We start from the raw sequence: 26,511 nt of genomic DNA, 5'->3' as shown, positions 1-26,511 counted from the left end.
CGGCGCGTTCCCGCTGGCTCTGGTTCTGGCGCTGGATCATCTGGCGCAGCCGCAGGCGGGCGCGCGGCTGGTCGCGTTTATGCAGGGTATCGGTTTTATCATTGCCGGCAGTATGCCGTTTATCGCCGGACAGCTTCACGCGCTGACCCATGATTTCACCAGCGTCTGGCTATTACAGACCACGGTGACGCTGTTATTGCTCGTGCTGAACCTGCGGTTTCATCCACGCAGCTATCCGCGAGCATTTTCGCAGCAGCAGGGCTGAGTCTGGTCCTACCAATTACGGTAAAATTTTTCTGTGGTTCACATATCGGGAAAATAGAGGTCACATTTATTGCCATAAGTTAACAAAGCATTAACTATCTGTCGCTATAAGGTGCGCCACACTGATTTTGGTCTGACCAAACAGGTGGCGGGCTGATGGTGTGCGGCACCTTGCTGGACGCGCACCACATTTCTTCTTCCTCTGGAGATAGCGGCATGCAGGTATGGCAACAAAATTACGATCCATTAGGCAATATCTGGCTTTCAAGCCTGGTAGCGCTGATTCCGATTCTGTTTTTCTTCTTTGCGCTGATAAAGCTCAGAATGAAAGGCTATCTGGCAGCCAGCATCACCGTGGTACTGGCGCTGCTGGTGGCGCTGTTTCTCTATCAGATGCCAGTGGCGCAGGCGCTGGCGTCGGTGGGTTACGGCTTTCTCTATGGTCTGTGGCCGATCGCCTGGATCATTGTGGCGGCGGTATTTGTCTATAAAATTTCGGTCAAAACCGGTCAGTTCGATATTATCCGCGCCTCTATTCTGTCGATCACCCCGGATCAGCGGCTGCAGATGCTGATCGTCGGCTTTTCGTTCGGCGCATTCCTTGAGGGCGCTGCAGGCTTCGGCGCACCGGTGGCGATCACCGCCGCGCTGTTGGTCGGACTGGGTTTTAATCCGCTGTATGCCGCCGGGTTGTGCCTGATTGTCAATACCGCGCCGGTCGCCTTTGGTGCAATGGGCATTCCGATTATTGTTGCCGGTCAGGTTACCGGGCTCGACAGCTTCGCCATCGGGCAGATGGCCGGACGACAGTTACCCTTGCTGACCCTGATTGTGCTGTTCTGGATTATGGCGATCATGGATGGCTGGCGCGGCGTCAAAGAAACCTGGCCAGCGGTGCTGGTGGCGGGCGGGTCATTTGCCATCGCCCAGTTCCTCAGCTCCAACTTCCTCGGCCCGGAACTGCCGGATATTATCTCGTCACTCGCCTCGCTGATTTCGCTGACGCTGTTTCTGCGCGTCTGGAAGCCGGTGCGCATTTTCCGCTTTGAGAATGAGGATGCCGCGCCGCTCGATTCATCTATACCCCAGCAAAAATATCGGCTAGGACAGGTGGTGCGCGCCTGGATGCCGTTCCTGTTTCTCACCGCCACCGTGACGCTGTGGAGCATCCCGCCGTTTAAAGCGCTGTTCGCCAAAGGCGGCGCGCTGGCGGACTGGGTGCTCAATGTGCCGGTGCCGTTGCTTAACGAGTGGGTGGCACGTATGCCGCCGGTGGTCGGCAGTGCCACGCCTTATCCGGCCATCTTTAAGTTCGATCTCTTCTCCGCCACCGGCACCGCGATTTTGATTGCAGCGATCGTGGCCATCCTTTACCTGAAGATGAAACCCAGAGCAGCGCTGCAGACCTTTGGTGAAACGCTGAAAGAGCTGGCGCTGCCGATCTACTCGATTGGCATGGTGCTGGCCTTCGCCTTTATCTCAAACTACTCTGGCCTGTCAGCGACGCTGGCGTTAGCGCTGGCGCACACCGGACACGCGTTTACCTTTTTCTCGCCGTTCCTCGGCTGGCTCGGGGTGTTCCTCACCGGCTCGGATACCTCCTCGAATGCCCTGTTCGCCGCGCTGCAGGCCACCACCGCGCAACAGATTGGCGTGTCGGACGTACTGCTGGTGGCGGCCAACACCACCGGCGGCGTCACCGGTAAGATGATCTCGCCGCAGTCGATCGCCATCGCCTGTGCGGCGGTCGGGCTGGTCGGCAAAGAGTCTGACCTGTTCCGCTTTACCGTTAAACACAGCCTGATCTTCACCTGTATGGTCGGCGTGATCACCACGCTGCAGGCGTACGTTTTTCCCTGGATGATTCCATGACAACCGTTGCCGATCCGCTGGTGATGCGCCTTCGTGCGTATATCACTGAACATCAACTGACGCCGGGTATGCGCCTGCCTGCCGAGCGGACACTCGCGGCTGAACTCGGCGTATCGCGTTCTTCGCTGCGTGAAGCGTTACAGCAGCTGATCAGCAGCGGTATGCTGATCAGCCGTCGCGGCGGTGGCACCTGGGTCCGGCAGCAGCTGGAACCCTGGTCAGAACAGCGCATCGTGGAACCGATTCGTCAGTTACTGCGTGACGACCCTGACTACCGCTACGACATTCTGGAGGCGCGACATGCGATTGAAGCCAGCACCGCCTGGCATGCTGCGCTGCGCGCCACGGAGGCAGATCGCGAGCGGCTGCAGTACGCCTTTGACGCCACGCTAAAGCTGAAAGAGAGTGACGATCCCGACCTTGCCGCGCAGGCTGACGTGCGCTTTCACCTGGCAATTGCTGAGGCGTCTCACAATCTGGTGCTGCTGCAAACCATGCGCGGTTTTTTCGAACTGCTTCAATCCTCGGTGATGCAGAGCCGTCAGCGGATGTATATCCAGCCCGCGATTTTTGCCCGGCTGACCGAACAGCATCAGGCGCTGCTGGACGCCATTCTGGCCGGTGATGCCGAAGCCGCACGCCAGGCCGCAATGCAGCACCTGGGCTTTGTTCATACCACGATGAAAAATCTGCATGAGGATGAGGCGCGCCAGGCGCGTATCACCCGCTTACCGGACACTGAATCACGTAACCGTAAGGAATCTGATTGATGATTATCTCCGCTGCCAGTGACTATCGCGCCGCCGCGCAACGCATCCTGCCGCCTTTCCTGTTTCACTACCTTGATGGCGGGGCCTATGCCGAGCACACGCTGCGCCGCAACGTAGAGGATCTCTCTGACGTGGCGCTGCGTCAGCGTATTCTCAAGAACATGTCTGAACTGAGCCTGGAAACGACCCTGTTCAATGAGACGCTCTCTATGCCGGTGGCGCTGGCACCGGTCGGCCTGTGCGGCATGTATGCCCGCCGTGGCGAAGTGCAGGCGGCACGCGCGGCGGCGCTGAAAGGCATTCCCTTTACCCTGTCGACGGTGTCAGTCTGCCGATAGAAGAGGTCGCGCCACAGATCAATCGTCCGATGTGGTTCCAGCTCTACGTGCTGCGCGATCGCGGTTTTATGCGCAACGCACTGGAGCGCGCCAAAGCGGCCGGCTGCTCCACGCTGGTGTTTACCGTGGATATGCCGACGCCTGGGGCGCGCTATCGCGATGCGCACTCCGGCATGAGCGGCAATCATGCGGCGCTGCGCCGCTACTGGCAGGCGGTCACCCATCCGCAGTGGGCACTGGATGTCGGTCTGCAGGGACGGCCACATGATCTGGGTAATATTTCGGCCTATCTGGGCAAACCGACCGGGCTGGAAGATTACATCGGCTGGCTGGCGAACAACTTCGATCCCTCTATCAGCTGGAAAGATCTGGAGTGGATCCGTGAATTCTGGGACGGCCCGATGGTGATCAAAGGCATTCTCGATCCGGAGGATGCGCGGGATGCGGTGCGTTTTGGCGCTGATGGTATCGTAGTTTCCAATCATGGCGGGCGACAGCTGGATGGCGTGCTGTCGTCGGCGCGCGCGCTGCCGGCGATTGCCGATGCGGTGAAAGGCGACATCACTATTCTGGCCGACAGCGGCATCCGAAACGGACTGGATGTGGTAAGGATGATTGCGCTCGGCGCAGACAGCGTGTTGCTGGGACGGGCCTTTATCTATGCGCTGGCGACCCACGGCCAGCGAGGCGTTGAAAATCTGCTGAACCTGATCGAGAAAGAGATGCGGGTCGCCATGACCCTGACCGGAGCGAAATCAATCAGCGAGATCACCCGCGATTCGCTGGTGCAGGCCGAGGCGGTGCTGAATCCGCAGAGCAACCCGACGCGGCCGCGCGCGGTAAGTTAACCGGCGAAAACGGAGGCGTTGTCTATACTTAGCTTCTTTACCAACAGGAGGAATGACATGACCATTCATAAGAAAGGTTCGGCGCACTGGGAAGGCGATATCAAGGGCAAAGGCACCGTCAGCACAGAGAGCGGCGTGCTGAACCAGCAACCGTATGGTTTCAACACCCGTTTCGAAGACGCCAAAGGGACCAATCCGGAAGAGCTGATTGGCGCGGCGCATGCGGCCTGTTTCTCCATGGCGTTATCGCTGATGCTGGGTCAGGCGGGTCATCCGCCAGAAAGCATCGACACCACGGCAGATGTTTCGCTGGACAAGAAAGGTGACGGCTTCGCCATCACTAAAGTGGCGCTGACCAGCACCATTTCTCTGCCTGGCATTGATGAGTCGACCTTCGATGAGATCATCAATAAAGCCAAAGCGGGCTGCCCGGTTTCTCAGGTGCTGAATGCGGAAATCACGCTGGACTACACCCTGAATAACTGATGCCAACGACGGGTCGCCTTTTCGCGGTCTGGGCGTTATGCTGGCAGTACCGGTCCTGCAGTTGACCGAAACAGATGCGCCTTGTGGCGCATCTTCGCTTTCTGACAGGGAGGAAACCGATGTGACGAGATATCGGGCAGCCAGAAAACACTGGAAAATGGTGCTGGTGCTGTTTTGCATTTGTGGCGGATTGCTGCTGATCCGCTGGGCGGCGATGATTTGGGCCTGACCGGATAAGACGGATGGGGCGTCATACCCTGGGCATTTTATTAATGGTGATTATCGTGCTGGAAGCGATTCACTTTCTGCTGACCGCCTCATGGCTGCCGTAGCAATAAACGCTATCAGACGCAGGCATCCTCACGCCGGACGCGCACGTCGCTGCGCGCAATGCGATACGCTTTGCGTGGATCGCCCACCACAAACTCAAAGGTAGGCGTATAGTAAAACGGCAACCAGCCGCCGTAGCTGCTTTCCCATTCCCAGCGAACGGGGCAGGGCCACAGAATGCCATCATACAAAATGTAATAAACCCAGCGTCCGTTTGGACGACGGGGACGTGATGTTTTCATGGGATTCACAACGGTAATAGGTAACAACAGTTCATATTTTGTACGCTAAAGCGTCAGCTTGCAACGTTACAGCCGGGTTTATTGCAGCTGGCCCTGATTTAACGATGCACTTCACCGCACAGCAGGACCACGTTGGGCCTGACTTTATGAATACGGTTTGCCATGGTTTCACAGGCGCTTTTGGTCGGAAAAATGTGCTCAGAAACCGGTAACGCCTCACAGGCATCGTAGCCGCACGCGCTCACTAACAACACAAATCCTATCAACATAGATCGACTCCTTTGCACGGTCTGGTGGTCCGGACTGCGGTGCTTTTTATCCCTTTTTTTGATCCAGTATAGTCAAACGCGTCGGTGCAGCATTACCTGCCCGAGCTATAGCCACGAGCCGGGCAGGCGAAAGGGGCCGATCAGCCAGCGAAATACCAGGCGGGCAGCAGGGCGATCAGGTTGTTGAGGGTGTGCAGAAAGATCGGTAGCGCCAGGCTATTACTGCGTAAGCGCGCATAGCAGAGCAGCAGCGAAAACAGCGTCAGCGCGATAATGGTCTGCCAGTGAACATATTGCGTATGCATCACCGCGAACAACAGCGAGGTCAGCATCATGCAGGCGAAGCGGCTGCGTGGCGCCCACAGCAAAAAAGCCTGCAACAGAAAGCCGCGAAACAGCACTTCTTCGAAGACTGGTGCCAGCAGCACTGCCGTCAACAGCAAAATCAGCAACGAGTTACGTCCCTGCTGTGCCTGCATCACCAGCCAGCCTTCCGGCTGCATAAACTGCATCTGTGCCGCCATCAGCACAAACAGCGCGCCGGTGAACAGCAGGGTCTGTAACGGGCGCAGTTCACCCAGCGGCAAATCGGTCCGGCGCTGGCAGTAGAAGCGGTAAAGAGGGTAGATCACGGCAAATTCGAACAGACAGAGCACCGGCACCAGCAGGCCGTCATTACGCAGCACGCCGTAATTCGGGAACAGCGTGATCAGCATGGTGACGAGGTAATAGACCACAAAGCTGCCGACGTAGAACAGCGTCAGTGTCACTCTGTCGGAATTGGTATTCATAGACGACCCAGCCAGCGAAGGTTAGCGCATAGTAGCAATGCGCCTGATCGCTGTCGAGTCAGCCAATAAGACAATATTTAGCCGTTAAATTTTAACCGCAGACTAAACACCCGACGTCACGGGCCGATAACTGAGGAAACTAATCTGGCCGGCCCGGCGTTATATGTCACGGGCCGGCTCTCCCCAACGGACTTTATGTCGTGTAGTGAGTAGGCTTAATGACTTTTGACCCCCCGGCACCGCCGTCACCTTCTTTTGCGCATGCAGCCGAAGATCGCACTGTCCGCTTTACGCGTCGCAGCCTGCGCACGCTTTCGCTGCTGCTGTTCGGCGTGCTGTTACTGTCGATGCTGATGGTACTGACCATCGCGCAACGTCAGAACAGTGCATCGATTGAGCACGATAAGCTGCTGATGCAACAGACGTGGAAAATCCGTCAGGACGCGATGGTGACCGATATCCGGGACTATGCGTTCTGGGGCGAAGCCTGGCGTAATCTGCATCTTACAGTGAATAAAGTCTGGGCCTATGACGAAGAGAACTTTGGACCTGGGCTGTATGAGGAGTATCACTACGAAGGTGTGTTCGTCATCGACGGCTACGGCCGCACCAGCTATGCGGTAATTAATGGTCAGCTGACGGATATGCCGCTGGAAACCTGGCTAGGCAATCAGGCCCACGGGATGATCGCGGCAGCACGTCAGCTCAATAACGCCGCTCTGACCCGTAACGCCATCATTAATCGCCAGGCGGCTATTGTGGTTGCTGCGCCAATCAGTCGGGGTAAAGTGGCTTCACTGCCGCTGAAAGCGGGCCCACCCTCGATCATGGTGTTTGTGAACCTGTTTACCCCTGCCAAGCTGGAAGAGCTGGGTGCGGCGCTGGATGTGCGTGGGCCACGATTGGCCAACAGCGCGCTGGATGCCGAACGCGAACCGCGCATGTTGCAGCCAGTCACCGGCAGCACGCCGCTGGTGCTGCGCTGGACGCCAAAAATGCCGGGCATGGGGCTGATCTGGTTTCTGCTGCCGCTGCTGGTGATAATGGCGATTATCATCGCCTTAATTACCCGTCGCGTCAGCCGCCACGCGCTGTATAACGCCATACTTTCCGATCGACGTTTTGCCATGCTGGCGGTCAGTCAGCAGGAGCTGGCAAACAGCGAGGCTCGCTTCCGCGATCTGGCTGAAGCTGCCTCGGACTGGATCTGGGAGACTGATGAAGAGGGCCGGCTAATCTATCTCTCGGCGCGTTTTCACACCGTGACCGGCCATGAAATCTCACAGTGGCTTGGACGTCACATCGATCACTTACTGACGCATCCCAGCCATTCGCTGGTCACCTGGCTGCTGCGCCAGGAGCAGGAGCCGCAACAGATGCCGCTGCGCTGCCAGTTTATGTCGGCGCACGGTGACCGGCGCATTGGCCAGCTGGTAGCGAAAACCGTCTGGCACGATCGGCGCTGCATCGGTTTTCGCGGCACGGTCTCCGACATTACCCAGGGCATGGAAGCGGAAGCACGTATTCAATTCCTGTCACGCCACGACGTGTTAACCGGGTTGCCTAACCGCGTTCAGCTACAGGAGTTCCTTACCCATCATCTTGAGCTGGCCGACGACAGCCATCCGCTGACCATTATCAGCCTCGACCTGGATCAGTTCCGGCCAATCAATGAAACCTGGGGCCATGCGGCGGGCGATGGGGTACTGAATCAGATGGCGCAGCGCCTGAAACGCTGCATCGGGCCGCATGAGCTGGCGGCCCGGCTGGGCGGCGATGAGTTTGTGCTGGTGCTGCGTGAAGGCAATCGTGACAAGGTCGATGCGCGCTGCGCCCAACTGGTGCATGACGTCCAGCAGCCTGTCACCACCGGCCAGCACGTTCACTATCTGACAGCCAGTCTCGGTATCGCCTGTGCGCCGCAGGATGCCAGCCATCCGGAAGCGCTGCTACGCATGTCAGACATCGCGCTGAATGAGGCGCGGGAGGCCGGGCGCAATCAGTGGGTGTGGTACGCCAATGAGATGGCCAGCCAGCGCAACAGTAAGCGTGATATGGCACAACGGATTGAGAAAGCGCTGAAGAACAACGAATTTCGCCTGCACTACCAGCCGCGTTATCAGCTACTGAGCGGACAGCTGGCCGGTGCTGAAGCGTTGATCCGCTGGCAGATCGCGCCCGATCAGTGGATCACGCCGGATCGTTTTATTCCGCTGGCGGAAGAGAGCGGACTGATTGCCACCATCAGCGACTGGGTCTTAATGCGCGCCTGTGAAGATGCGCTGGCGTGGGGCGGCGACCGCTACGTCTCGGTTAATATTTCCCCGATGGAGTTTCGCACCAGTGACCTGGTGCAGCGGGTGGCGGATACGCTGGCAAAAAGTGGCTTGCCCGCCACGCGGCTGGAGCTGGAAATTACCGAAAACGTGACCTTTGAACATCCGCAGCATGCGCTGGAAGTGATGCAGAGCCTGCGTTCGCTGGGGGTGAGGCTGACGGTGGATGACTTTGGCACTGGCTATGCCGCGCTCGGTTACCTTAAGACATTCCCGTTCAACGGCCTGAAGATCGACCGCTCGTGGATGAAAGATTTCCCCGAGTCACAACAGGCACAATCGGTTGTCGCCGGAATTATTGCTCTGGCGCGCGCCTTTGCATTAACCATTACCGCAGAGGGCATTGAGACAGAAGCGCAGCTGAATCAGCTCAAGCTGCTATCGTGTGAAGAAGGGCAAGGATACTTCCTCGGTAAACCGATGCCGCTGGCCGCATTCAGTACGCTTCTGGAAAGAACCACGCAAAGTCCGTCCGATCAGGCTTAACGAACTTTGACAGCTACGGCAGTCATCAGCATGGCACAGACGATAAAGATAATAAGTTCCATAGTTACACCTCTCAGTAGCTCGGAATACTCTTAAAATATTGTAGCCTCTGAGTGGGTTCTTTTTGCGCACTCTGTGCGATTAATCTTAAAAACTGGCCGTCGGTCCGGCGTGATTTTCTGCTCAGCGCGTATAACTTTACTTTTTTAGGGTTCAGCTCAGCGTGCACGCTTTGCTACTCTTGGGGCAGGGTTTACACGTCCAACAGGAGATCAAACGTGAAACATTATGGAAAAGCGCTGCTTGTACTGGGTCTGTTGACATTAACCGCCTGTCAGTCTGCCAGCAAACCCGACACCGCCAGCGCACCGCAGGACCCGGAAGCGGACCGCTGTGGCGCCTCTCAGTATCAGAATTATGTCGGTAAACCGTTAACGTCGCTTCAGGGCCAGCATTTCGATCAGAAGGTGCGGGCTATTCCGTATCACTCGGCCGTCACTATGGATTTCAGCCTCAGCCGGCTTAACTTCCTGGCCGACAAGAGCGGTAACATCAGTCGGGTTTATTGCGGATAGCGGAAAATAAGACGTGTTGTCATAGCGTTGTCACAACGGCAGGCGAGGATAGTGCGGCGTTTAAGAGACATCCTCGTCACTCCCGATAGACAATGCTCGTCTTTTTATTCCCGCTGCGGCGGGAATTTTTTTTCGCGTTGATCAGAATTGACAGAGGAGCAGAAATGAAACGGACGATGAGGGTATTACTGCTTGCTTTATTGCTCAGCACTACGCTGGCGCAGGCCGCCAGTGACAAGGCCTGGCAACAGAGCCGTCAGGTCATGACGCAGGCCTGCATCAACGCCAGTACCCTGAGCAAAGTCAGGGTACTGGGTGAACCGATAGACTATGACGACAGCGTGGGATACAGCGCACTGCTGCTGGAAGGGCGCTATCCGCAGCCGCAGATGAAAAATAAGCGTGGACGGGAGCTCTGCCTGTTTCAGCGCAGCAGCGGACGCGCCAGCGTCAGCGAGGCGGATCGACTACGCTGGGTCAGGTAAACCGCTACGCCTCTGGCTGGGTTTCGATCAGCTGCGCCAGCAGGGTGCGGTAATTCTGCAGTCGCGTCTCATCGCCTTCGACTTCCAGTTTATCGATCACCCGCGCAACAATCGCTTTCGTGGTAGCGGGCTGACCCGTCTCCATCAGTTCACGCAGAATCACCGCCAGCAGGTCAGACTCGGGTGGCACCCGCCAGTCCGGGCTATTGAAATAGTCGGTGATAGCTCGGCTGGCGCTGTTAGGTTGCACTCTCATTCACTACCTCCGCTAAAACAACAACACATCCCCTACACACGGGCATAAGGGCTCGGTTTATCGATTGAGTCGGGCCACCTCAAATTTTACTGACGGTGGGTACCCTCATTTTGAGGCTTCTGCGCCTGTCAGAATGATCGGCGCATCGCACGCAACTGGCGATTTTTTAAACATAGAACCGGGCGCGATAATTGTCAGTAACAGGCTGAAATATTTTTTCATACTGAGATTCACCGCTTCGCTACGCGGCCGCTTCAGCCACAGGAAGCGGCTGTAAAGCCCTGTTCAGGCAAAATTTGTACCGGGTCGCTGGCGGAATCGCAGCGTAAAACCGCGTTTTACCGGCTGTAACATGTTTTGCCGGTCAGCCACGGCAACCACGCGGTAGACTTTAGCTTCTCTCTTCTGCAAGTCATCCGCTCATGCCACGCGTAATAGAACCCTGGAAAATTAACCTGATTTCGGTCTGGTTTGGCTGTTTTTTTACTGGCCTGGCGATCAGCCAGATCATTCCGTTTTTACCGCTCTACCTTGAACAGCTTGGCGTTACCGGCGGTGAGTCGCTCAGCCTCTGGTCGGGTCTGACCTTCAGTATTACCTTCGTGATCTCGGCGGCGGTTGCACCGCTGTGGGGCAGCCTGGCCGATCGTAAAGGCCGTAAACTGATGCTGCTGCGTGCCGCTTTTGGTATGGGCGTGGTCATCCTGCTGCAGGCGTTTGTCACCGAAGCGTGGCAACTGCTGCTGCTGCGCGCGCTGATGGGGCTGACCTCCGGCTACATTCCCAATGCGATGGCGCTGGTGGCGGCGCAGGTGCCGCGTGATCGCAGCGGCTGGGCGCTGAGCTGCGTCTCGACCGGTCAGATTGGCGGGGTGATCCTCGGTCCGATGCTGGGCGGTCTGCTGGCAGACTGGGTCGGATTACGGGCGGTTTTTATTGTCACTGCCGTATTGCTGATGGTCAGTTTTTTGGTCACGCTGTTTCTGATTAAAGAGACCGGTTATACCCCGGTCAACAAGAAAGATAAGCTCAGCGGGCGCGAGGTGTTCCGTTCGCTGGACAACCCGAAACTGATGATCTGCCTGTTTTCACCACCATGGTGATCCAGATGTGCAACGGATCGGTGAACCCGATCCTGACGTTGTTTGTGCGTGAACTGGCCCCGACTGCAGAAAATATCGCTTTCCTCAGCGGGGTGATCGCCGCGTTGCCCGGGGTTTCAGCGCTACTGGCCGCACCCCGGCTGGGACGATTAGGCGATCGCATCGGTACCCAGCGTATTCTGCTGGCCACGATGGTGATCTCGCTGCTGCTGTTTGTTGCCATGTCGTTTGTCACCAGCGCCACCCAACTTGGGGTGTTGCGTTTTCTGCTGGGATTCGCCGATGGCGCCATGATGCCGGCGGTGCAGACGTTACTGGTACGCCATTCACGCGACAACATCACCGGCCGTATCTTTGGTTATAACCAGTCGTTTATGTATCTGGGCAACGTTGCCGGTCCGCTGCTCGGTGCAGCGGTATCGGCGGTAGCGGGATTCCGCTGGGTCTTTTTCGCCACCGCCGTGGTAGTACTGATTAACGTGGTATTTCTGAAGCGCTTTTACCGGCGTCCGAAAACGCCATTGCCGACGCCGGCTGGCAAATCGTCAGCTCCGCCTGCCAGCGCTGCTGAGTCAGCAAAAACTCAGGACTGACGCTCGGACTCCAGGAGTCATCACCGCCCACGCCCATATGATGCAGATCCAGATGCAGCCAGCAGCCCGCTTCGGGCTGTAGCAGGTGACGATGTGAGGTCTCACGCAACTGCTCCAGGCTGAAGCGACTGAGGGAGAAGGCAAAATCTCCCTTCACCTGCCAGCTGCCGCTGTCGAGCTGGCGGGTCCCGCCACGCAATCCGTTTTCACCCGGAAACACATACGGCGTAAAGAGCTGCGCCAGCGGCTGTTGCCAGCGCGAGAACTGCGCGGCGAGCTGACGATCGGGGTAGTTTTCATGCGGTCCCAGTCCCAGCCAGCTGACCTGCTGCGGTATCGTTGCCAGCTGACAGCGTAAACCGATACGCGCTGGCGGCGGTAAGCCGCGTGACTGTTCAACCGACAGAGTGATCTGCAGCTCGCCCTGAGGCGTAAACCGATAGCGCTTACGGCTGATAAAGGCCAGCTGGTCATTGGCGTACCAGCCATGCAGCGTCCCGATCTCCACCGCCTGCGGCAGTTTACTGGCTTCCAGTGCGATCAGGCTGCTGCGCATCTGATCATATCCCGCGGCTTTCCAGCGCTCAGCCCAGGCATTGGGATCGATGCGTTCGGCTTCGCTGGTGCCGATATCATTATCCAGCGGTGCCCGGATAAAGCAGTCACGCAGCGGTGACAGCAGCGTCGGCCGATCGTTTACAAACCACTGCATCAGTTCACCGCTCTGGCGTGAGAAGCACCAGCGCTGCTGTTGATGGGTCACGACAATCTCATCGTCATTCTCCTGCAACGTGGGTGACTCTGCCGCGGCAGGCTGCGACGGCAGAAGCAGCGCCGAGGGCAGCGGCCATTGATGCCACGCGACGCGCCAGTCTGCCGGGCTCCAGTCGGTGGCTTCAATCTGATGAACCGCCAGATTGAGCCAGCATTCGCCCTGTAGCGCAGCGGGCGGTGTCAGGCTGATGCGCTGCCGGCCCTGCGCAGCGAGGTCCAGCCGCACTTCACCTTCTGCCACTACGTCGCCTGCCTGCTCGATGCGCCAGCGCAGGCGTTCATTGTCACTGCGACGGAACAGATAATCGCTGCTGACGGTAAAGCTAAATGGATCGGTTGCATCGGCCTCAAACTGGTAAAACTGCTGAGCGCGTTGCGCTTCAGACAGCGCCGGATGTGGTGTGCGATCGGCAAATACCAGCCCGTTCATGCAGAACTGGCGATCGTTAGGTTGATCGCCAAAGTCGCCGCCGTAAGCCTGCCAGGGCTCTCCCTGCAGGTCATAGCGGGTCAGGCTCTGATCGACCCAGTCCCAGACAAAGCCGCCCTGTAAGCGTGGAAACTGACGAAAGGCCTGCCAGTATTTCGCGAAACCGCCAAAACTGTTGCCCATCGCGTGGGCATATTCGCACAGGATCAGCGGGCGGGTTTCGCCCGGCAGACCAATCCATTTTTTCAGCGACCATTTCGGCACGGCAGGGAAGGGTTGATCCTGATCCACCCGGGCATACATCGGACAAATAATGTCGGTGGCGGCGGTATCGGCACCGCCGCCTTCATATTGCACCGGGCGGGTCGGATCGGCACTTTTGACCCAGCGATAGAGCGCATCATGGGTGCTGCCGTGTCCTGACTCATTCCCCAGCGACCAGATGATGATGCTGCAATGGTTACGATCGCGCTGCACCATCCGGGTGACGCGTTCGCTAAAGGCGGCAAACCAGCGGGGATCGTCCGCAAGCCGGTTCATCGGCTGCATACCGTGGGTTTCGATATTGGCTTCATCCACCACGTACAGACCGTAACGATCGCATAACCGGTACCACAGCGGATGGTTTGGATAATGTGAACAGCGCACCGCATTAAAATTGTGCTGTTTCATCAGCATGATGTCGCGCCGCATCGTCGCTTCATCCATCACCTGACCCCGCTCAGGATGGTGCTCATGACGGTTAACACCGCGGATTAACAGTGGTTTGCCGTTCAGGCACAGCAGGCCGTTATCGATAGTGACCTGACGAAAGCCGACGTCCCAGGCTTCCACCTCTATCAGCTGCTGGTTTTCATCCAGCAGCGCCAGCGTGGCGCGGTAGAGGTGGGGCGTTTCAGCACTCCACAAACTGGGCTGCTCCACCCGCAGACGCAACAGCGCGCGTTCCGGGTAGTGGCCGCGCTCGTCAATAATCGCGCTGCCGAGCGGCTGCTGGCACTGGCCTATCTGCTGTTCACCCTGCCACAGCGTCAGGCGCAGCTGATATTCAGCCGTTGTGACGGCGGGCAGCGTGACCTTTACTTCCGCCCGCAGCTCGGCACTGGAGAACTCCGGACTTAGTCGGGTTTCTATCTGAACGTCGGCCAGTTGCGCCGCGGGCTTATGCAGCAGGGTGACATCGCGGAAGATGCCGCTCATGCGCCACATATCCTGATCTTCCAGATAGCTGCCATCGCTCCAGCGCAGCACCATCACCGCCAGACGGTTATTACCGGGCAGCAGATGCGCCGTTAAATCAAATTCAGCCGGTAAACGGCTATCCTGCGAATAGCCGATCCAGTGGCCGTTGCACCATAGATGAAAGGCCGAGTTAACCCCGTCAAAGATAATGCGGGTCTGGCCGCTGCCCTGCCACTGCGCGTCGGTGGTGAATGTGAGCGAGTAACAGCCGGTCGGATTGTCCTGCGGCACATAGGGTGGATTGACCGGGATGGGGTATTGCACATTGGTATAAATCGGCGCGTCATAACCCTGCATCTGCCAGTTCGACGGCACCGGCAGCGTGGCCGCATCCGGCAGATCCTGCAGTAACCAACTGGCCGGAACCGCCTCAGGCCGCGAAAAATAGCTGAATTTCCACTGACCGTTGAGACTCTTTTGCGATGGCGAAGGGTGATCGTCGCGCGCAGCCATTTCGTCGCGCCAGCTGGCGAACGGCGGATGCGTATCGAGCCGATGCAGCGCGGTAATGACCGGGTTTTCCCAGTCGCGGCGGGAAAGAACGTCGTGAAAAGCAGCCTGAGTCATGATCTATTCCTGAAAATGTAATGCGCTCACAATGCGCAAAAAAAGCCAGGCTGTAAAGAGTCCGCCTTAACGTTTTGAACAAAATAAGCGGATCACGCTGGGCTGGAAAGCCAGCCGGATGTTGAGATCGTGACGTCATACTGCCCGTAAAACGTTAAGTCTGGTCAGCAAAGATGAATAGTCGCCCGATACGGAAGATTCTCACTTGTCGGCCTGCTGGCCGCTCCCTACACTCAGCCCGGTTTCTTCACCCTGAGGTTGATATGGTACGAATGGTTAAGCTGGCTGCCGTTGTGGCAGTAGTGACCGCGCTGAGCGGATGTATTTTTCCTCCTCCGGGCGGTGGTGGTGGCTGGGGAGGACATGGTGGTGGACCGGGTCGCGGTTTTGTTGATCCGCGTTAACGCTTAGCGGGCGGTTTCAGGCGGGCGAAGCGTTACGCAGCGGTACACGTCGCCGGCAAAACGTTTCGCCTGCAGGAACAACCCGAACGGACGCCATAACAAAGCATAAAAAGAGGGTTAACTGACTGAAAAAAAGGCGGTTACCCTCTTTTTTTTTGCTTCGCGGATGCTAATTTCTGCTTTTCTTCTCCGCTGAGGTCGCAGCATGAAAAACCTGATTGCTGAACTACTGGTTAAACTGGCTGAAAAAGAGGAAGCGTCAAAAGAACAGGTCGCGCAGATTGAGGCACTGGAAATCGTGGTTACCGCACTGCTGCGTAAGCTGGACCCGCAACAGCATCAGGCGATCACCACCAGTATTGAAACCGCGATGGATACTGCCGCTGATGCCAGCGATGAAAATGCTCTGTTGCTGCGTAACTACATCAATAAACTGCTCAAATATCCCCGTATATAATGACGGCAGCACAAGGTGGGATGGAATCATTTGCGATCCTGGCGACAGTTCCGCCTGAAATTCCCCCGCTTTGCTTATTCACTGCCAGAATTAAGGCGGGTAACCCACGGTGGAGAAGAGGCAATGAAGAGCGGTTTAATGGCAATGGTCATGGCGGGCCTGCTGGTCAGCGGAATGATCCATGCGGCGGAAAAAACGCCGCAGCAGCAAAAAATGGCGATGTGTAATCAACATGCCAGCTCACAAGACCTTAAAGGCGACGCCCGTAAAAGTTTTATGAGCGACTGCCTGAAGAAAGACAGTAAAATGTCGGGCATGTCGCCCCAGCAGATGAAAATGAAAACCTGTAACAGCGAAGCCGGGAATAAGAAGCTGGCGGGCGATGCCCGTAAGACCTTTATGAGCCAGTGCCTGAAAAAAAGCTGATGCCTGTCGGCCACCGGAGTGGCCGTCTTTTCCTCTCCGTCCCTTCCGATTAAAACTCCCGATAAAACAGATAAATAACCGCCTCGTTAACATTCCGACATGAGCATTACGATTCCTTTGCCACACTTACTGTTTGTAGGGGTTTGCGCGGCAGGTGGTTTTTTGCTGCGCATCCGATAACCAGAACGCAAAAGGAGCCATGTCGTGAACTATCAATTTACCGTTGCCCTGAATGAGTTGCCGCAGCGTCAGCCGGTTAAAAAAAAGCTGGGTGAGGTAGAAGTGTTGCTGATCCGTGACGGTGAAAGCGTGCGTGCCTTCCAGGCGAAATGTCCTCATGCTGGTGCTCCGCTTGAACAGGGCGCTATCTGCGGCGACCGTCTGGTCTGCCCGTGGCATAAGGCGGCGTTTAATCTGGCGGATGGCAGAATGTGCGAACCGCTGGCGTTAGCCGACCTGAAACAGTATCCGCTGCGAATTGAAAATGGCAACGTGCTGGTGAATCCTAAAGCGATGTCGCCTGCTGCACCGATCGGCAGCGGGGCAAGCGCGCCGGTTTTCGTGGTGCTGGGGGGAGGCGCGGCCGGCAGCGCCGCGCTGTGGCGTTTGCGTCATGACGGCTTTAAGGGCCGGGTGGTGCTGGTCGAACGTGAGCAGGATGCCCCTTACGATCGGACTACGCTAACCAAATTTGTTCCCTCCGGCAAAATGGATATCAGCGAGGTTCCGCAGTTGCTGAAAGAGGATGTGATGGATCACGTTGAGCGCATCAGCGCCACCGTCACCCGCCTCGACAGCCAGCAGCAGCGGCTGATTTTCGACACGGGTGAGTCACTGCCGTTCGACAAACTGTTGATCGCCAGTGGTGCCACGCCGGTTCGTCCTGACCTGCCGGGTAACGATCTGACCGGCGTGCATCTGCTACGCAGTAAAGACCAGACCGAGGCGCTTCTGCAGGCGGTGGACGCCAGCCAGCAAATCGTGATTATCGGCAACAGTTTTATCGGCACCGAAATGGCTTCGGCGTTGCGTAACCGGGGTATCGACGTCACGGTCATTGCCCGTCAGCCGCTGCCGTTTGTAAAACAGTTCGGCGAACAGATTGGCCGCTATTTTTATCAGTTGCATCAGGAAAATGGCGTCAAATGGGTTGAAGGGGAGATCGAAGCGTTACAGGGCGACAAACATGTCACCGGCGTGCGGCTAAAAACCGGGCAGCAACTGGCTGCGGATGTCGTGCTGTTTGCTACCGGGGTAAAACCGGCAACCCCATTTATCCACGATTTACCGCTGGCGGAGGATGGCAGTCTGCAGACCGATGCGCAGTTGCGGGTGGCAGAAAACATCTGGGTAGCGGGCGATATTGCCACCTGGCCGTCGGCGCAGGGGCCGCTGCGCATTGAGCACTATCGCGTGGCGCACCAGCAGGGACAGACGGCAGCACGCAATATGCTCGATCAGGCGGTGGCTTACGATCGGGTACCGTTCTTCTGGACCACCCAATATGGCACGCGCTATGAATATCTGGGCCATGCTACCGAATGGGATGAATACCAGCTGCTGGGATCGCTGGAAGATAAAACCTTTATCGCGTTGTATGGTCAGTACGGGAAGCTGGCTGCGGTCTGCTCATGTGGGCTTTACACCCTGACCGCTGAACTGATTGAGCGGATGCAGCAACCGATGACGCTGGCGCAGGCGGTCGCGCTTTATCAGGCGCAACGCTAATCCATGTTGCGGAAAAGCGCAGAGCAGGCGCGGGCCTGCTCTGCTTCTGCGGCATGAAATGCGACGTTAGCTGCGGCTCAGCTTTTCTGATTTCGCCATGCACTGCTGCATCGCTTCGATAACCGCCGAACGCAGTCCTTTCTCTTCCAGTACCTTCACCGCTTCAATGGTGGTTCCGCCAGGCGAACAAACCATATCCTTCAGCTCTGCCGGATGCTTGCCGGTGGCTAATACCATCTGCGCCGCGCCTTTTACCGCCTGCGCCGCAAACTGATAGGCCTGGGCGCGCGGCATCCCGCCCGCCACGGCTGCATCAGCCATCGCTTCAATAAACATAAACACGTAGGCAGGCGCAGAACCGCTGACGCCAACCACCGAATGAATCAGATACTCGTCCACCACAGCAGCTTTGCCGAAGCTTTCAAAAATCGCCACCACCTCATCCGTCTCACTCTGCTCAACCAGCGCGTTAGGGGTGACAGAGGTCATGCCTTCGCCCACCAGTGATGGGGTGTTCGGCATCGCCCGGATAATTTTGCGATCGTAACCCAGCACTGAAGAGAGCGAATCCAGCGTTACGCCAGCGGCAATCGACACCACCAGCGCCTCTTTCTTCAGGTTGCCCGCCAGATCTTTCAGCACTTTAAGGATGACGTTGGGTTTGACTGCGCCAAACAGGATATCGACGTCACGCGCCATCGCCTCGGCGCTCTCGGCGGCGTTAATGCCATACTGTTCAGCCATCGCCTGGTTGGTCCCGGCTTTACGATCGTAAACAGAGATATCAGACGGCGCGATTTTGCCACTGTCTACCAGACCGCCAATAATCGCTTTTGCCATGTTGCCACCGCCAATAAACCCGATTTTCTTTGCCAGCATCGCCATCTCCTTAGTCATTATTCGCTGTTCTGAACGGGCTAGCTTACTTCAGCCAGTCTGAATAACAAGTCAGCCGCACGCAGGCCGGGCATCGCGCTGCAAATAAAATTTGCCATTGCGGATGAGTCCGGCAAGATCGAAGCATTCTCTGATAAGAAGGAACCATGATGGCTATCTGGGTCGATGCCGACGCCTGTCCGAATGTGATCAAAGAGGTGCTCTACCGTGCTGCGGACCGCACCGCAACCACCGTGGCCTTTGTTGCGAACCAGTTTCTGCGCGTACCCTCTTCGCCTTATCTGCGTACTTTGCAAGTGCCGGCGGGGTTTGATGTGGCGGATAACGAAATTGTCCGGCGGGCGCAGCCGGGTGATCTGGTGATCACAGCGGACATTCCGCTGGCGGCCGAAGTGATTGAAAAGGGTGCGGCGGCGCTGAATCCGCGCGGTGAACGCTATTCACCGGCCACCATCCGTGAACGGCTGACGATGCGTGATTTTATGGATACCCTGCGGGCAAGTGGCGTACAGACCGGCGGCCCCGCGGCGATGAATCCGCGTGACCGCCAGCAGTTTGCTAACGAACTGGACAGCTGGCTCAGACAGCAAAAACGCTGAGCTTAGACGAAGTTATCGTCGTCGAAATCGTTACCGCCAAAATCGTTGAGATCGCTGTTATCGGCGAAGCCGTTATCCCAGCCAGCATTCTGATCGAGGAATGAGGTATCTTCGCCACCACCATTAAAGGTGTTGAGGTTGTCATTAACATCCGGCAGCGGCGGCTCGTTAATGATGTTCACAATCTCTTCCGGCTGGGAGTGATGAAACATGCTGGTCAGCATATCCGCCATTACCACCCCACCCGCGACGCCCACGGCGGTTTGCAGCGCACCGCCGAGGAAACCGGTACCGCGTGCCGCAGGCGCGCTGGCATATTGCGGTGGTTGTGCCGCCTGCTGCGGCGCACTGTTCCATGCCGGGGGCTGCTGTTGCGCAGGCGGCTGCTGGCGTGATCCGCTGCCAAATAAGCCCGACAGAAAGCCCCCGCTGCTCTGGGCCGGCTGTTGCTGTTGCGCCAGCCGGTTCTCCAGCTCGCTTACCCGCCCATTGAGTTTTTTCAGCGCGGCTTCCTGAATCAGAATCGCCTGCGCCATGTAATAGGGCGCGCCCGGCTGCGCCTGCAGATGCTGGTTAATCAGTTGTTCGGCGGCGGCATCGCGTGCCACGGTCTGGCTTTCTGCCTGTTTCAGACGGCTGAACAGCCCTTCAATCAGTTGTTGTTCTTCGCGTTGCATGATGACTCTCCTGTTGCGACTGTATTCAGTATATGGGGGTGCCAGGCTGCAAAGTAAAATTGTGGCGGTAAGCAAATGTTGCGGGGGTAACCACGCGCAAGCCATGCACAAAACGTGCATGCATTTCACTTTGAAAATAAAGGAATTATCTGAAGTTGTTGGGTCTGGCTGCGCAAATCATGCTTGATGGGTAGAGGCAAAAAAGAAATCCAGTTATCATGCGTCGCATTATTGAGCGAAATATCCAGCCGCGGCATGCGGCAAGGCGGAGGAACGGCCCTGATGTCTCTACCCATCTTTTTGATTGGCGCACGCGGTTGCGGCAAAACCACTGTCGGCAAAGCGTTGTCGCAGGCGTTGGGCTACGCCTTTTGCGATACCGATCATCATCTGCAACTCACTACGCAGCGCAGTGTGGCGGAAATTGTTGCTGCTGAAGGCTGGGAAGGGTTCCGCGCACGCGAAACCGAGTCGCTGAGGGCGGTCACCGCGCCGTTGACGGTGATTGCGACTGGCGGCGGCATGGTACTGGCCGAAGAGAACTGCCGCTTTATGCAGGAGCAGGGCCGTGTCATCTGGCTCAGTGCGTCACCTGAAGTGCTGGCGGATCGGCTGGAGAGTCAGCCGGAAACGGCGCAGCGCCCCACCTTAACCGGTCGCCCGATTGCCGATGAGATGGAAGAAGTATTGCGTGAGCGCACCCACTTATACCGGTCGGCGTCTCATCATCAGGTCAATGCCATGCAGAAACCCGAGGGTGTGGTTGACGAAATTCTGCGCTCGCTATCGCTGGCGCGTGCCAGCTAACCCTCAGATTTTTCCCGCTTTGATCCCGCTTACAGTGCGGTTGTCTATACTTAGCGTCTGACAGGCATCGGCCTGTCTTGTGGAATGTGATTCAGCTAAGAGGGACACAGTATGCCGACAAGACCACCGTACCCACGCGAAGCGCGAATTGTGCCGGTTGAAAAGGGCACCGAAGCTAACAAAGTCACATCGTATGAATTACGTGCTGACCATCCCAAACCAAATTCATTAATCAGTGAGCACGAAACGGAAGAGGAAGCGCGTGACGCCAAACTGCGTTACGAAGACGTCGAAAAAGAGTAAAACGTTGCCGCTGGCAGGGACGCCAGCCGACATCATTTCAAAAATTGCGCAAATTTTCTGCTGAATGCCTTTTGCGCTCTATTCTGTTCTGCCTCAACAGATTCCCCCCAGATAAAGCTCCGCTAATCATTCCTGCCGCTCCATTTTGTCTGCCTGCTAATCTGCCCGGGTTAAAATTGCCTCTTGACCGATTCAGCGCAACCCTTTATTTTCAACTTACCGAATCAGGAACTTAGTTCCATATAGTGAAACTCGCAGCATGACCACACTCGAAAATGCCGCCGCCGTCCTCAGGCTGTTCCAGCGCAAAGGCGTGACACAGGGGCACGTCGGGCTGACATTTAGTGAAGTGGTTGAGGCGCTGGTACTGCCGAAAAGCACCGTTTCGCGTCTGCTGGCAACGATGGAGAGTCAGGGCCTGCTGGAACGGGATGCCGAAACGCGCTGCTATCACATTGGTCGCGTCCTGTTAGCGGCAGCCGGACATTATCTCTCGGCACCACTGGTGGATAGCGTCTCCGCGGCCATGGTCAGACTGGCTGAAAGCACCGGCTGTATGGGCTATGTCTCTAAGCTGGCCGGACGCGAAGTATTAGTGATGCGTATGTTTCACGGTCGCCATTTCACCCAGATGGTGACGCCGCCGGGCAGTCGTATGCCTGCGGCCGCAACGTCAACCGGCCGGGCGCTGTTAGCGCAGCTGAGTGATGAAGACGTTCAGGCGCGTTATCTAGATAACTGGCAGGGGGTCTCCGCGAATTCACCGCAAACGCCTGACGCGCTGTGTGCCAGATTAGCTGAAGTGCGTCAGCACGGCTGGTCACTGGCGCGCAATGAGACGCTGCCCGGCATCAGCTCGCTGTCGGTCTGCGTGCATAACAAACATCATGGCGAAACGGTGGCGCTCTGCCTCTCGTTTCTGTCGCAGGAGACTGAGCCGGGTTACCCGTCAGACCTGCTCGAAGCATTACGCGCAACGGCTGCAGAGATGGCCGAAAAATATGGCGCGTAACTTCACAACGATTTTATCGGCGTAATATTTCGCCACACCAGGGAAAAACAAAGGCCTTCGGGCCTTTTTCTTTCAATCTGATCGCCACTCTTTGCGCAGCACCGGTTGCTGTGCGCGTCTCCCCACGTCTCTTTACGGCTTAGTGCCTGGGCTGCGCGCGCCTGCCGCTGGCTACCGCAGCGTGTCCGATCGGTGAAATATAAAAACGACGTAAGCCAGCTGGCTGGCAATACGTTCTTTCATTTCGTCTGGGTAGGGAGGGGTGGGAATATATGGAACGGGTCAATCCGATTAAGCACGCTGGCGTTGCGCTGGTTTTAATTTTTCTTTCAATCGCGGGTGCCATTATTGGTATTCAGCTGATCACCACCATTGGGGTGACACCCAATACCTCCATTATCGGCGCGCTGTTTGCCATGTTGCTGGCGCGGATTCCGCTACAGGCTTTTCGCCGCTATCGCTCAATTGAAATTCAGAACCTGGCGCAGACTGCCATCTCCTCGGCCACCTTTGGTGCAGCAAATAGCTTGCTGATGCCGATTGCGGTGCCCTGGGCGCTGGGTGAACCGCAGCTGGTGCTGCCGCTGTTCTGTGGTGTTAGCGCGGCCATGCTGCTGGATGCCTGGCTGCTCTATCGGCTGTTCGATACCCGTGTCTTCCCGGCCAGTAATGCCTGGCCACCGGGCGTTGCGGCGGCGGAAGCGATTAAGGCGGGCGATAAAGGCGGACGTCAGGCGTGGCTGCTGGTGATGGGCATCGTGGGTGGCATTGTCGGCGCGATGATGAAGATTCCGATGTCCGCTTTCGGCACGGCTTTTATCGGCAACATCTGGGCGCTGTCAATGCTGGGTATTGGCTTCCTGCTCCGTGCCTATGCCGAGCCGGTGGCCGGTATTGATATTAACGCGCTCTACATTCCGCATGGCGTGATGGTCGGCGCCGGTCTGGTGGCGCTGATTCAGGTGGTGATGGTGATCCGCAGCCGCAAAAACGATGCGCTGGTGGTCAGCCGTAATGGTAATGAGGTGCAGCGGGCGCTGGGACTGGGTAGCGTCGGCTACATCCTCATCTCGGCACTGCTGGCGCTGGCGGGCGGATTATGGAGTGAAATGGGGCTGGCGATGCTGCTGCTGTTTATTCTTTACGCCGCCTTTGCCGCCTTTGCCGCCTTTGTTCACGAACTGATTGTCGGCATTGCCGCCATGCATTCCGGTTGGTTCCCGGCGTTTGCGGTGGCGCTGATCACCCTGATTATCGGCATCCTGATCGGCTTTCCGCCGCTGGCACTCTGTTTGCTGTGCGGCTTTACTGCCGCCACCGGACCGGCCTTTGCTGACATGGGATACGATCTTAAAGCGGGCTTTATCCTGCGTGGCAATGGCGCGGATATGCAGCAGGAGCTGTGGGGCCGTCGTATCCAGCTGATCGCCGCGATGATCGCCTTCCTGGTGTCGATTCCGCTGGTCTGGTATGCCCACACGCTGTTTTTCACCGACAACCTGCTGCCGCCAGTGGCGCGGGTCTATGCCAAAACCATTCAGGCTGGCGCAGAGCCGGGCATCGCTGGCAACCTGCTGATCTGGGCGATCCCAGGCGCGATCATTCAGCTGATCGGCGGGCCGAAACGTCAGATGGGTGTGCTGTTAGCCACCGGTTTACTGATCAATAACGCCATGGCCGGCTGGGCGGTGGTGGTAGGTATCGCCCTGCGCATCGTGATCATTCGCGTCTGGGGTGAGCGTGGCCGATCGCCAATGGAAGTGATGGCGGCGGGGTTTATTGCCGGTGATGCTCTGTACAGCTTCTTTAATTCACTGTTTGCCAGCAGCAGTAAGAAATAGCTAAGGATTAACCATGAGTTTACAGCAGACCTTACAGGTCTTTGAGTTACTGGATAGCGCCCTGATTGACGGGCAGCAGGTAGTGGATCTCTTCGCCGCGTACCCGGAAGTGCAGGCCAGCGTGAAGCGGGTTTCCGGCCCCAAAGGCCGGACCGATTTTGTCCGCATCGCCATTCCCGGCGCGCAGGGCAAAGCCAGCGGCGGGACGGCACCCACGCTGGGCATCATTGGTCGTCTTGGTGGCATCGGTGCCCGGCCTGGGCGTATCGGCATGGTGTCAGATGCGGACGGTGCCGTGGCGGCGATCGCCAGTGCGCTCAAGCTGGCGCAGATGCAGAGCAAAGGCGATCGGCTGGCGGGTGACGTGATTGTCACCACCCATATCTGTCCGGATGCGCCCACCCGGCCGCATCAGCCGGTCGACTTCATGGATTCGCCGATTGACGATGTCACCATGAATGATAACGAAGTGGTCGCAGGCGTGGATGCGATTCTCTCCATCGATACCACCAAAGGTAACCGCATCATCAACCACAAGGGCTTTGCGCTCTCGCCCACGGTAAAGAGGGTTACATCCTGCGGGTCTCTGAGGATCTGTTGCGCATCATGGAGATGACCACCGGGCGTCCTGCCGTCACTTTTCCCATCACCACCCAGGACATCACCCCTTACGGTAATGGCATCTACCATCTGAACAGCATTCTGCAACCATCGACCGCTACCGACGTGCCGGTGGTGGGTGTGGCGATCACCGCAGAATCAGTGGTGCCGGGCTGCGGTACCGGTGCCAGTCATGAGGTGGATATTGCCGCTGCGGTGAAATTTGCGGTGGAAGTGGCGAAAGAGTTTGGTCGCGAGAGCTGCCATTTTTACGATGCGGAGGAATATGCCAGGCTGATTGCGCTGTACGGCAGCCTGGGACATCTGCGCCAGCGGAATCACTGAAATGGCTAAATCCCTGGTCACTCTGACCATCGGTCAGTCACCGCGCAGCGACATTCTGCCGCTGCTGCGCCCGCATCTGCCAGACGCCATGACCGATCATGCCGGCCTGCTGGATGGATTAAGCGCGGCCGATATCGCGGCGCAGTATGGTCCGGCGGCGGGCGAGAAGATTCTGGTTTCCCGGCTGCAGAGCGGTGAGCAGGTACGGCTGGCGGCGCCAAAGGTGGAGCAGGGATTGCAGCGCAAAATCAGTGCCCTGGAGCAGGCGGGTTACGACACTATTCTGCTGCTCTGTACCGGAGAATTTGGCACCTTACGCACCCGGCGCGCGCTGCTGCTGGAGCCGGACCGCATCATCCCGCCGCTGATCTGCGCGATGGTCCATCAGCAGCGGGTCGGGATTGTGGTGCCGGTTGAGGAGCAGGTGGTGGAACAGGCGGCGAAGTGGCAGTTACTGCCCGCGCCAGCCCATTACGCCGTCGCCAGCCCCTATCAGGCCGATGAGGCAACCTTCGCGGCGGCGGCCCGCACGCTACAGGCTGCCGATGTCGGCCTGGTGGTGCTGGACTGTTTTGGCTATCACCAGCAGCATCGGGCTGCGCTGCAGTCACGGCTCGGCGTACCGGTATTGCTCGCGAATCAGCTGGTGGCCAGGCTGGCGGCGGAACTGCTGGGCTGACGGGAGAGATCACAAACGACCATCATTTCGCGTGACAGATCAGCGAGTTCCCTTCTACACTGCCAGACACCTTAATGTGCTGTGAGGAAGTATTATGCTCAACATTAGTGAGTATTTTGACGGAAAAGTTAAATCCATCGGTTTTGACAGTGCGAGCACCGGCCGTGCCAGCGTGGGCGTGATGGCTGAAGGCGAATATACCTTTGGTACCGGTCAGCCGGAAGAGATGACCGTGGTGAGCGGCTCGCTGAAGGTACTGCTGCCGGGTGAAACCGAGTGGCAATGGTTTGAGGCGGGTTCGGTGTTTAACGTGCCGGGCCACAGCGAATTTCACTTACAGGTTGGCGAACCCAGTTCTTATCTCTGTCGCTACCTGAAAGGATAAAAAATGGCCGCAATGCGGTAATGCCTGTCAGTTAAGCGACAGGTGATAACGCAGTCTGGTGCCGCTCAGGGGCTGGCGGTCCTCGCGCCGCTGCGCGGTACCTTCACTTCATTCCTCTGCCTGACGGACCGCCGGGGATGGCACATCCTGTGCCGCCCCGCCTTTCGCCCGCGTCCTGCGGGCTCTCCTGGCTAATGTTCAGCGCTGCGGATTGCCTGCCCCTGAGCGGCCCCCGCCTGCTCTGAAGCTTCAGTGCGTGCTGTTAAAAAGGGCACGATAGTGGAGGCCTGGGCG

At 57.5% G+C, this 26,511-nt stretch carries 25 protein-coding genes and 4 pseudogenes; 22 read left to right on the top strand and 7 right to left on the bottom strand.

Annotated features, from left to right (window positions below):
• The 6 genes and pseudogenes from HA41_RS16625 to yniD all read left to right on the top strand — a co-directional run.
• Positions 1–265: pseudogene (locus HA41_RS16625) on the top strand (cyanate transporter); the annotation flags it as partial.
• A 215-nt stretch (positions 266–480) separates the two neighbouring features.
• Entirely contained in the window at positions 481–2,136 is a 1,656-nt protein-coding gene (lldP, locus tag HA41_RS16620) for an L-lactate permease (RefSeq protein ID WP_094121695.1), read from the top strand.
• Positions 2,133–2,906, top strand: a complete 774-nt coding sequence (gene lldR, locus HA41_RS16615; RefSeq protein WP_094121694.1) for a transcriptional regulator LldR — start codon at positions 2,133–2,135, stop codon at positions 2,904–2,906. Before lldP ends, lldR begins: the two co-directional genes overlap by 4 nt.
• A pseudogene (lldD, locus tag HA41_RS16610) lies at positions 2,906–4,092 on the top strand (FMN-dependent L-lactate dehydrogenase LldD). Before lldR ends, lldD begins: the two are co-directional and overlap by 1 nt.
• 57 nt (positions 4,093–4,149) lie before the next feature.
• Positions 4,150–4,578 carry an OsmC family protein gene (locus tag HA41_RS16605; RefSeq protein WP_094121693.1) on the top strand — a complete coding sequence of 143 codons (429 nt, stop codon included), beginning with the start codon at positions 4,150–4,152 and terminating at the stop codon, positions 4,576–4,578.
• 37 nt (positions 4,579–4,615) lie between these two features.
• Complete coding sequence (yniD, locus tag HA41_RS21735) at positions 4,616–4,807, top strand: small membrane protein YniD (RefSeq protein ID WP_143807351.1); 192 nt, start codon at positions 4,616–4,618, stop codon at positions 4,805–4,807.
• Positions 4,808–4,922: 115 nt separating this feature from the next.
• Here the strand turns inward: yniD and HA41_RS16600 are convergent, their stop codons facing one another.
• The 3 genes from HA41_RS16600 to HA41_RS16595 form a co-directional block, all read right to left on the bottom strand.
• The gene (locus HA41_RS16600; RefSeq protein ID WP_094121692.1) at positions 4,923–5,150 is read right to left on the bottom strand and encodes a hypothetical protein; all 228 of its coding nucleotides are present in this window, start codon (positions 5,148–5,150) and stop codon (positions 4,923–4,925) included.
• A gap of 98 nt (positions 5,151–5,248) precedes the next feature.
• Entirely contained in the window at positions 5,249–5,419 is a 171-nt protein-coding gene (locus tag HA41_RS21135) for a hypothetical protein (RefSeq protein ID WP_089562355.1), read from the bottom strand.
• A 140-nt stretch (positions 5,420–5,559) separates the two neighbouring features.
• The gene (locus tag HA41_RS16595) at positions 5,560–6,210 is read right to left on the bottom strand and encodes a CPBP family intramembrane glutamic endopeptidase (protein ID WP_094121691.1); all 651 of its coding nucleotides are present in this window, start codon (positions 6,208–6,210) and stop codon (positions 5,560–5,562) included.
• Positions 6,211–6,428: 218 nt separating this feature from the next.
• Between HA41_RS16595 and HA41_RS16590 the strand changes: the two genes are divergently transcribed.
• The 3 genes from HA41_RS16590 (at position 6,429) to HA41_RS16580 (ending at position 10,092) form a co-directional block, all read left to right on the top strand.
• Positions 6,429–9,032, top strand: coding sequence for a bifunctional diguanylate cyclase/phosphodiesterase (locus HA41_RS16590; RefSeq protein WP_094121690.1), 2,604 nt, complete (start codon positions 6,429–6,431; stop codon positions 9,030–9,032).
• 278 nt (positions 9,033–9,310) lie between these two features.
• On the top strand, positions 9,311–9,607 hold the full coding sequence (locus HA41_RS16585; RefSeq protein WP_094121689.1) for an I78 family peptidase inhibitor: 297 nt from the start codon (positions 9,311–9,313) through the stop codon (positions 9,605–9,607).
• Positions 9,608–9,771: 164 nt separating this feature from the next.
• Positions 9,772–10,092, top strand: a complete 321-nt coding sequence (locus HA41_RS16580) for a hypothetical protein (RefSeq protein ID WP_094121688.1) — start codon at positions 9,772–9,774, stop codon at positions 10,090–10,092.
• A gap of 4 nt (positions 10,093–10,096) precedes the next feature.
• Here HA41_RS16580 and HA41_RS16575 read toward each other — a convergent pair whose 3' ends face one another.
• The gene (locus tag HA41_RS16575) at positions 10,097–10,348 is read right to left on the bottom strand and encodes a biofilm development regulator YmgB/AriR family protein (protein ID WP_094121687.1); all 252 of its coding nucleotides are present in this window, start codon (positions 10,346–10,348) and stop codon (positions 10,097–10,099) included.
• Between the two features lie 422 nt (positions 10,349–10,770).
• Between HA41_RS16575 and HA41_RS16570 the strand changes: the two are divergent.
• Positions 10,771–12,044: pseudogene (locus tag HA41_RS16570) on the top strand (multidrug efflux MFS transporter).
• Here HA41_RS16570 and HA41_RS16565 read toward each other — a convergent pair.
• On the bottom strand, positions 11,926–15,057 hold the full coding sequence (locus HA41_RS16565) for a beta-galactosidase (protein ID WP_094121686.1): 3,132 nt from the start codon (positions 15,055–15,057) through the stop codon (positions 11,926–11,928). The pseudogene HA41_RS16570 and the gene HA41_RS16565 overlap by 119 nt on opposite strands.
• Positions 15,058–15,320: 263 nt before the next feature.
• Between HA41_RS16565 and HA41_RS21130 the strand changes: the two genes are divergently transcribed.
• The 4 genes from HA41_RS21130 (at position 15,321) to HA41_RS16550 (ending at position 18,072) form a co-directional block, all read left to right on the top strand.
• A complete protein-coding gene (locus HA41_RS21130; RefSeq protein ID WP_167373386.1) occupies positions 15,321–15,461 on the top strand; it encodes a hypothetical protein in 141 nt (46 codons plus the stop codon).
• Between the two features lie 205 nt (positions 15,462–15,666).
• Positions 15,667–15,918 (top strand): anti-adapter protein IraP, encoded by a 252-nt coding sequence (gene iraP / locus HA41_RS16560; protein WP_094121685.1) that lies wholly within the window; start codon positions 15,667–15,669, stop codon positions 15,916–15,918.
• A 123-nt stretch (positions 15,919–16,041) separates the two neighbouring features.
• Entirely contained in the window at positions 16,042–16,344 is a 303-nt protein-coding gene (locus tag HA41_RS16555; RefSeq protein WP_094121684.1) for a PsiF family protein, read from the top strand.
• A 204-nt stretch (positions 16,345–16,548) separates the two neighbouring features.
• Positions 16,549–18,072 (top strand): FAD-dependent oxidoreductase, encoded by a 1,524-nt coding sequence (locus HA41_RS16550; protein ID WP_094121683.1) that lies wholly within the window; start codon positions 16,549–16,551, stop codon positions 18,070–18,072.
• A gap of 66 nt (positions 18,073–18,138) precedes the next feature.
• Here HA41_RS16550 and proC read toward each other — a convergent pair whose 3' ends face one another.
• Positions 18,139–18,951, bottom strand: a complete 813-nt coding sequence (gene proC / locus HA41_RS16545; RefSeq protein ID WP_094121682.1) for a pyrroline-5-carboxylate reductase — start codon at positions 18,949–18,951, stop codon at positions 18,139–18,141.
• Between the two features lie 167 nt (positions 18,952–19,118).
• On the opposite strand from proC, the gene HA41_RS16540 reads away from it, so the two are divergent.
• Positions 19,119–19,568 carry a YaiI/YqxD family protein gene (locus HA41_RS16540; RefSeq protein ID WP_094121681.1) on the top strand — a complete coding sequence of 150 codons (450 nt, stop codon included), beginning with the start codon at positions 19,119–19,121 and terminating at the stop codon, positions 19,566–19,568.
• Positions 19,569–19,570: 2 nt separating this feature from the next.
• On the opposite strand, the gene HA41_RS16535 is transcribed toward HA41_RS16540, so the two are convergent.
• Positions 19,571–20,245, bottom strand: a complete 675-nt coding sequence (locus tag HA41_RS16535) for a DUF2076 domain-containing protein (protein ID WP_094121680.1) — start codon at positions 20,243–20,245, stop codon at positions 19,571–19,573.
• Between the two features lie 282 nt (positions 20,246–20,527).
• On the opposite strand from HA41_RS16535, the gene aroL reads away from it, so the two are divergent.
• The 7 genes and pseudogenes from aroL (at position 20,528) to ppnP (ending at position 26,217) form a co-directional block, all read left to right on the top strand.
• Positions 20,528–21,052 (top strand): shikimate kinase AroL, encoded by a 525-nt coding sequence (gene aroL / locus HA41_RS16530; RefSeq protein WP_094121679.1) that lies wholly within the window; start codon positions 20,528–20,530, stop codon positions 21,050–21,052.
• Positions 21,053–21,163: 111 nt separating this feature from the next.
• Complete coding sequence (locus HA41_RS16525) at positions 21,164–21,355, top strand: YaiA family protein (protein WP_031377596.1); 192 nt, start codon at positions 21,164–21,166, stop codon at positions 21,353–21,355.
• Positions 21,356–21,614: 259 nt separating this feature from the next.
• On the top strand, positions 21,615–22,367 hold the full coding sequence (locus tag HA41_RS16520) for an IclR family transcriptional regulator (protein WP_094121678.1): 753 nt from the start codon (positions 21,615–21,617) through the stop codon (positions 22,365–22,367).
• 272 nt (positions 22,368–22,639) lie between these two features.
• Positions 22,640–24,208, top strand: a complete 1,569-nt coding sequence (locus HA41_RS16515) for an OPT/YSL family transporter (protein WP_094121677.1) — start codon at positions 22,640–22,642, stop codon at positions 24,206–24,208.
• Positions 24,209–24,221: 13 nt separating this feature from the next.
• Positions 24,222–25,153 (top strand): annotated as a pseudogene (locus HA41_RS16510) (DUF1177 domain-containing protein).
• Position 25,154: 1 nt separating this feature from the next.
• The gene (locus tag HA41_RS16505; protein ID WP_094121676.1) at positions 25,155–25,832 is read left to right on the top strand and encodes an AroM family protein; all 678 of its coding nucleotides are present in this window, start codon (positions 25,155–25,157) and stop codon (positions 25,830–25,832) included.
• Between the two features lie 94 nt (positions 25,833–25,926).
• Entirely contained in the window at positions 25,927–26,217 is a 291-nt protein-coding gene (ppnP, locus tag HA41_RS16500; RefSeq protein ID WP_094121675.1) for a pyrimidine/purine nucleoside phosphorylase, read from the top strand.
• The last annotated feature ends 294 nt before the right edge of the window (positions 26,218–26,511 follow it).

Source organism: Pantoea conspicua, from assembly GCF_002095315.1.
In the GTDB taxonomy this organism is placed as follows: Bacteria; Pseudomonadota; Gammaproteobacteria; order Enterobacterales; family Enterobacteriaceae; genus Pantoea; species Pantoea conspicua.
Note: the sequence above shows the minus strand (reverse complement) of the source record. Positions and strands in the feature narration are given on the sequence as shown.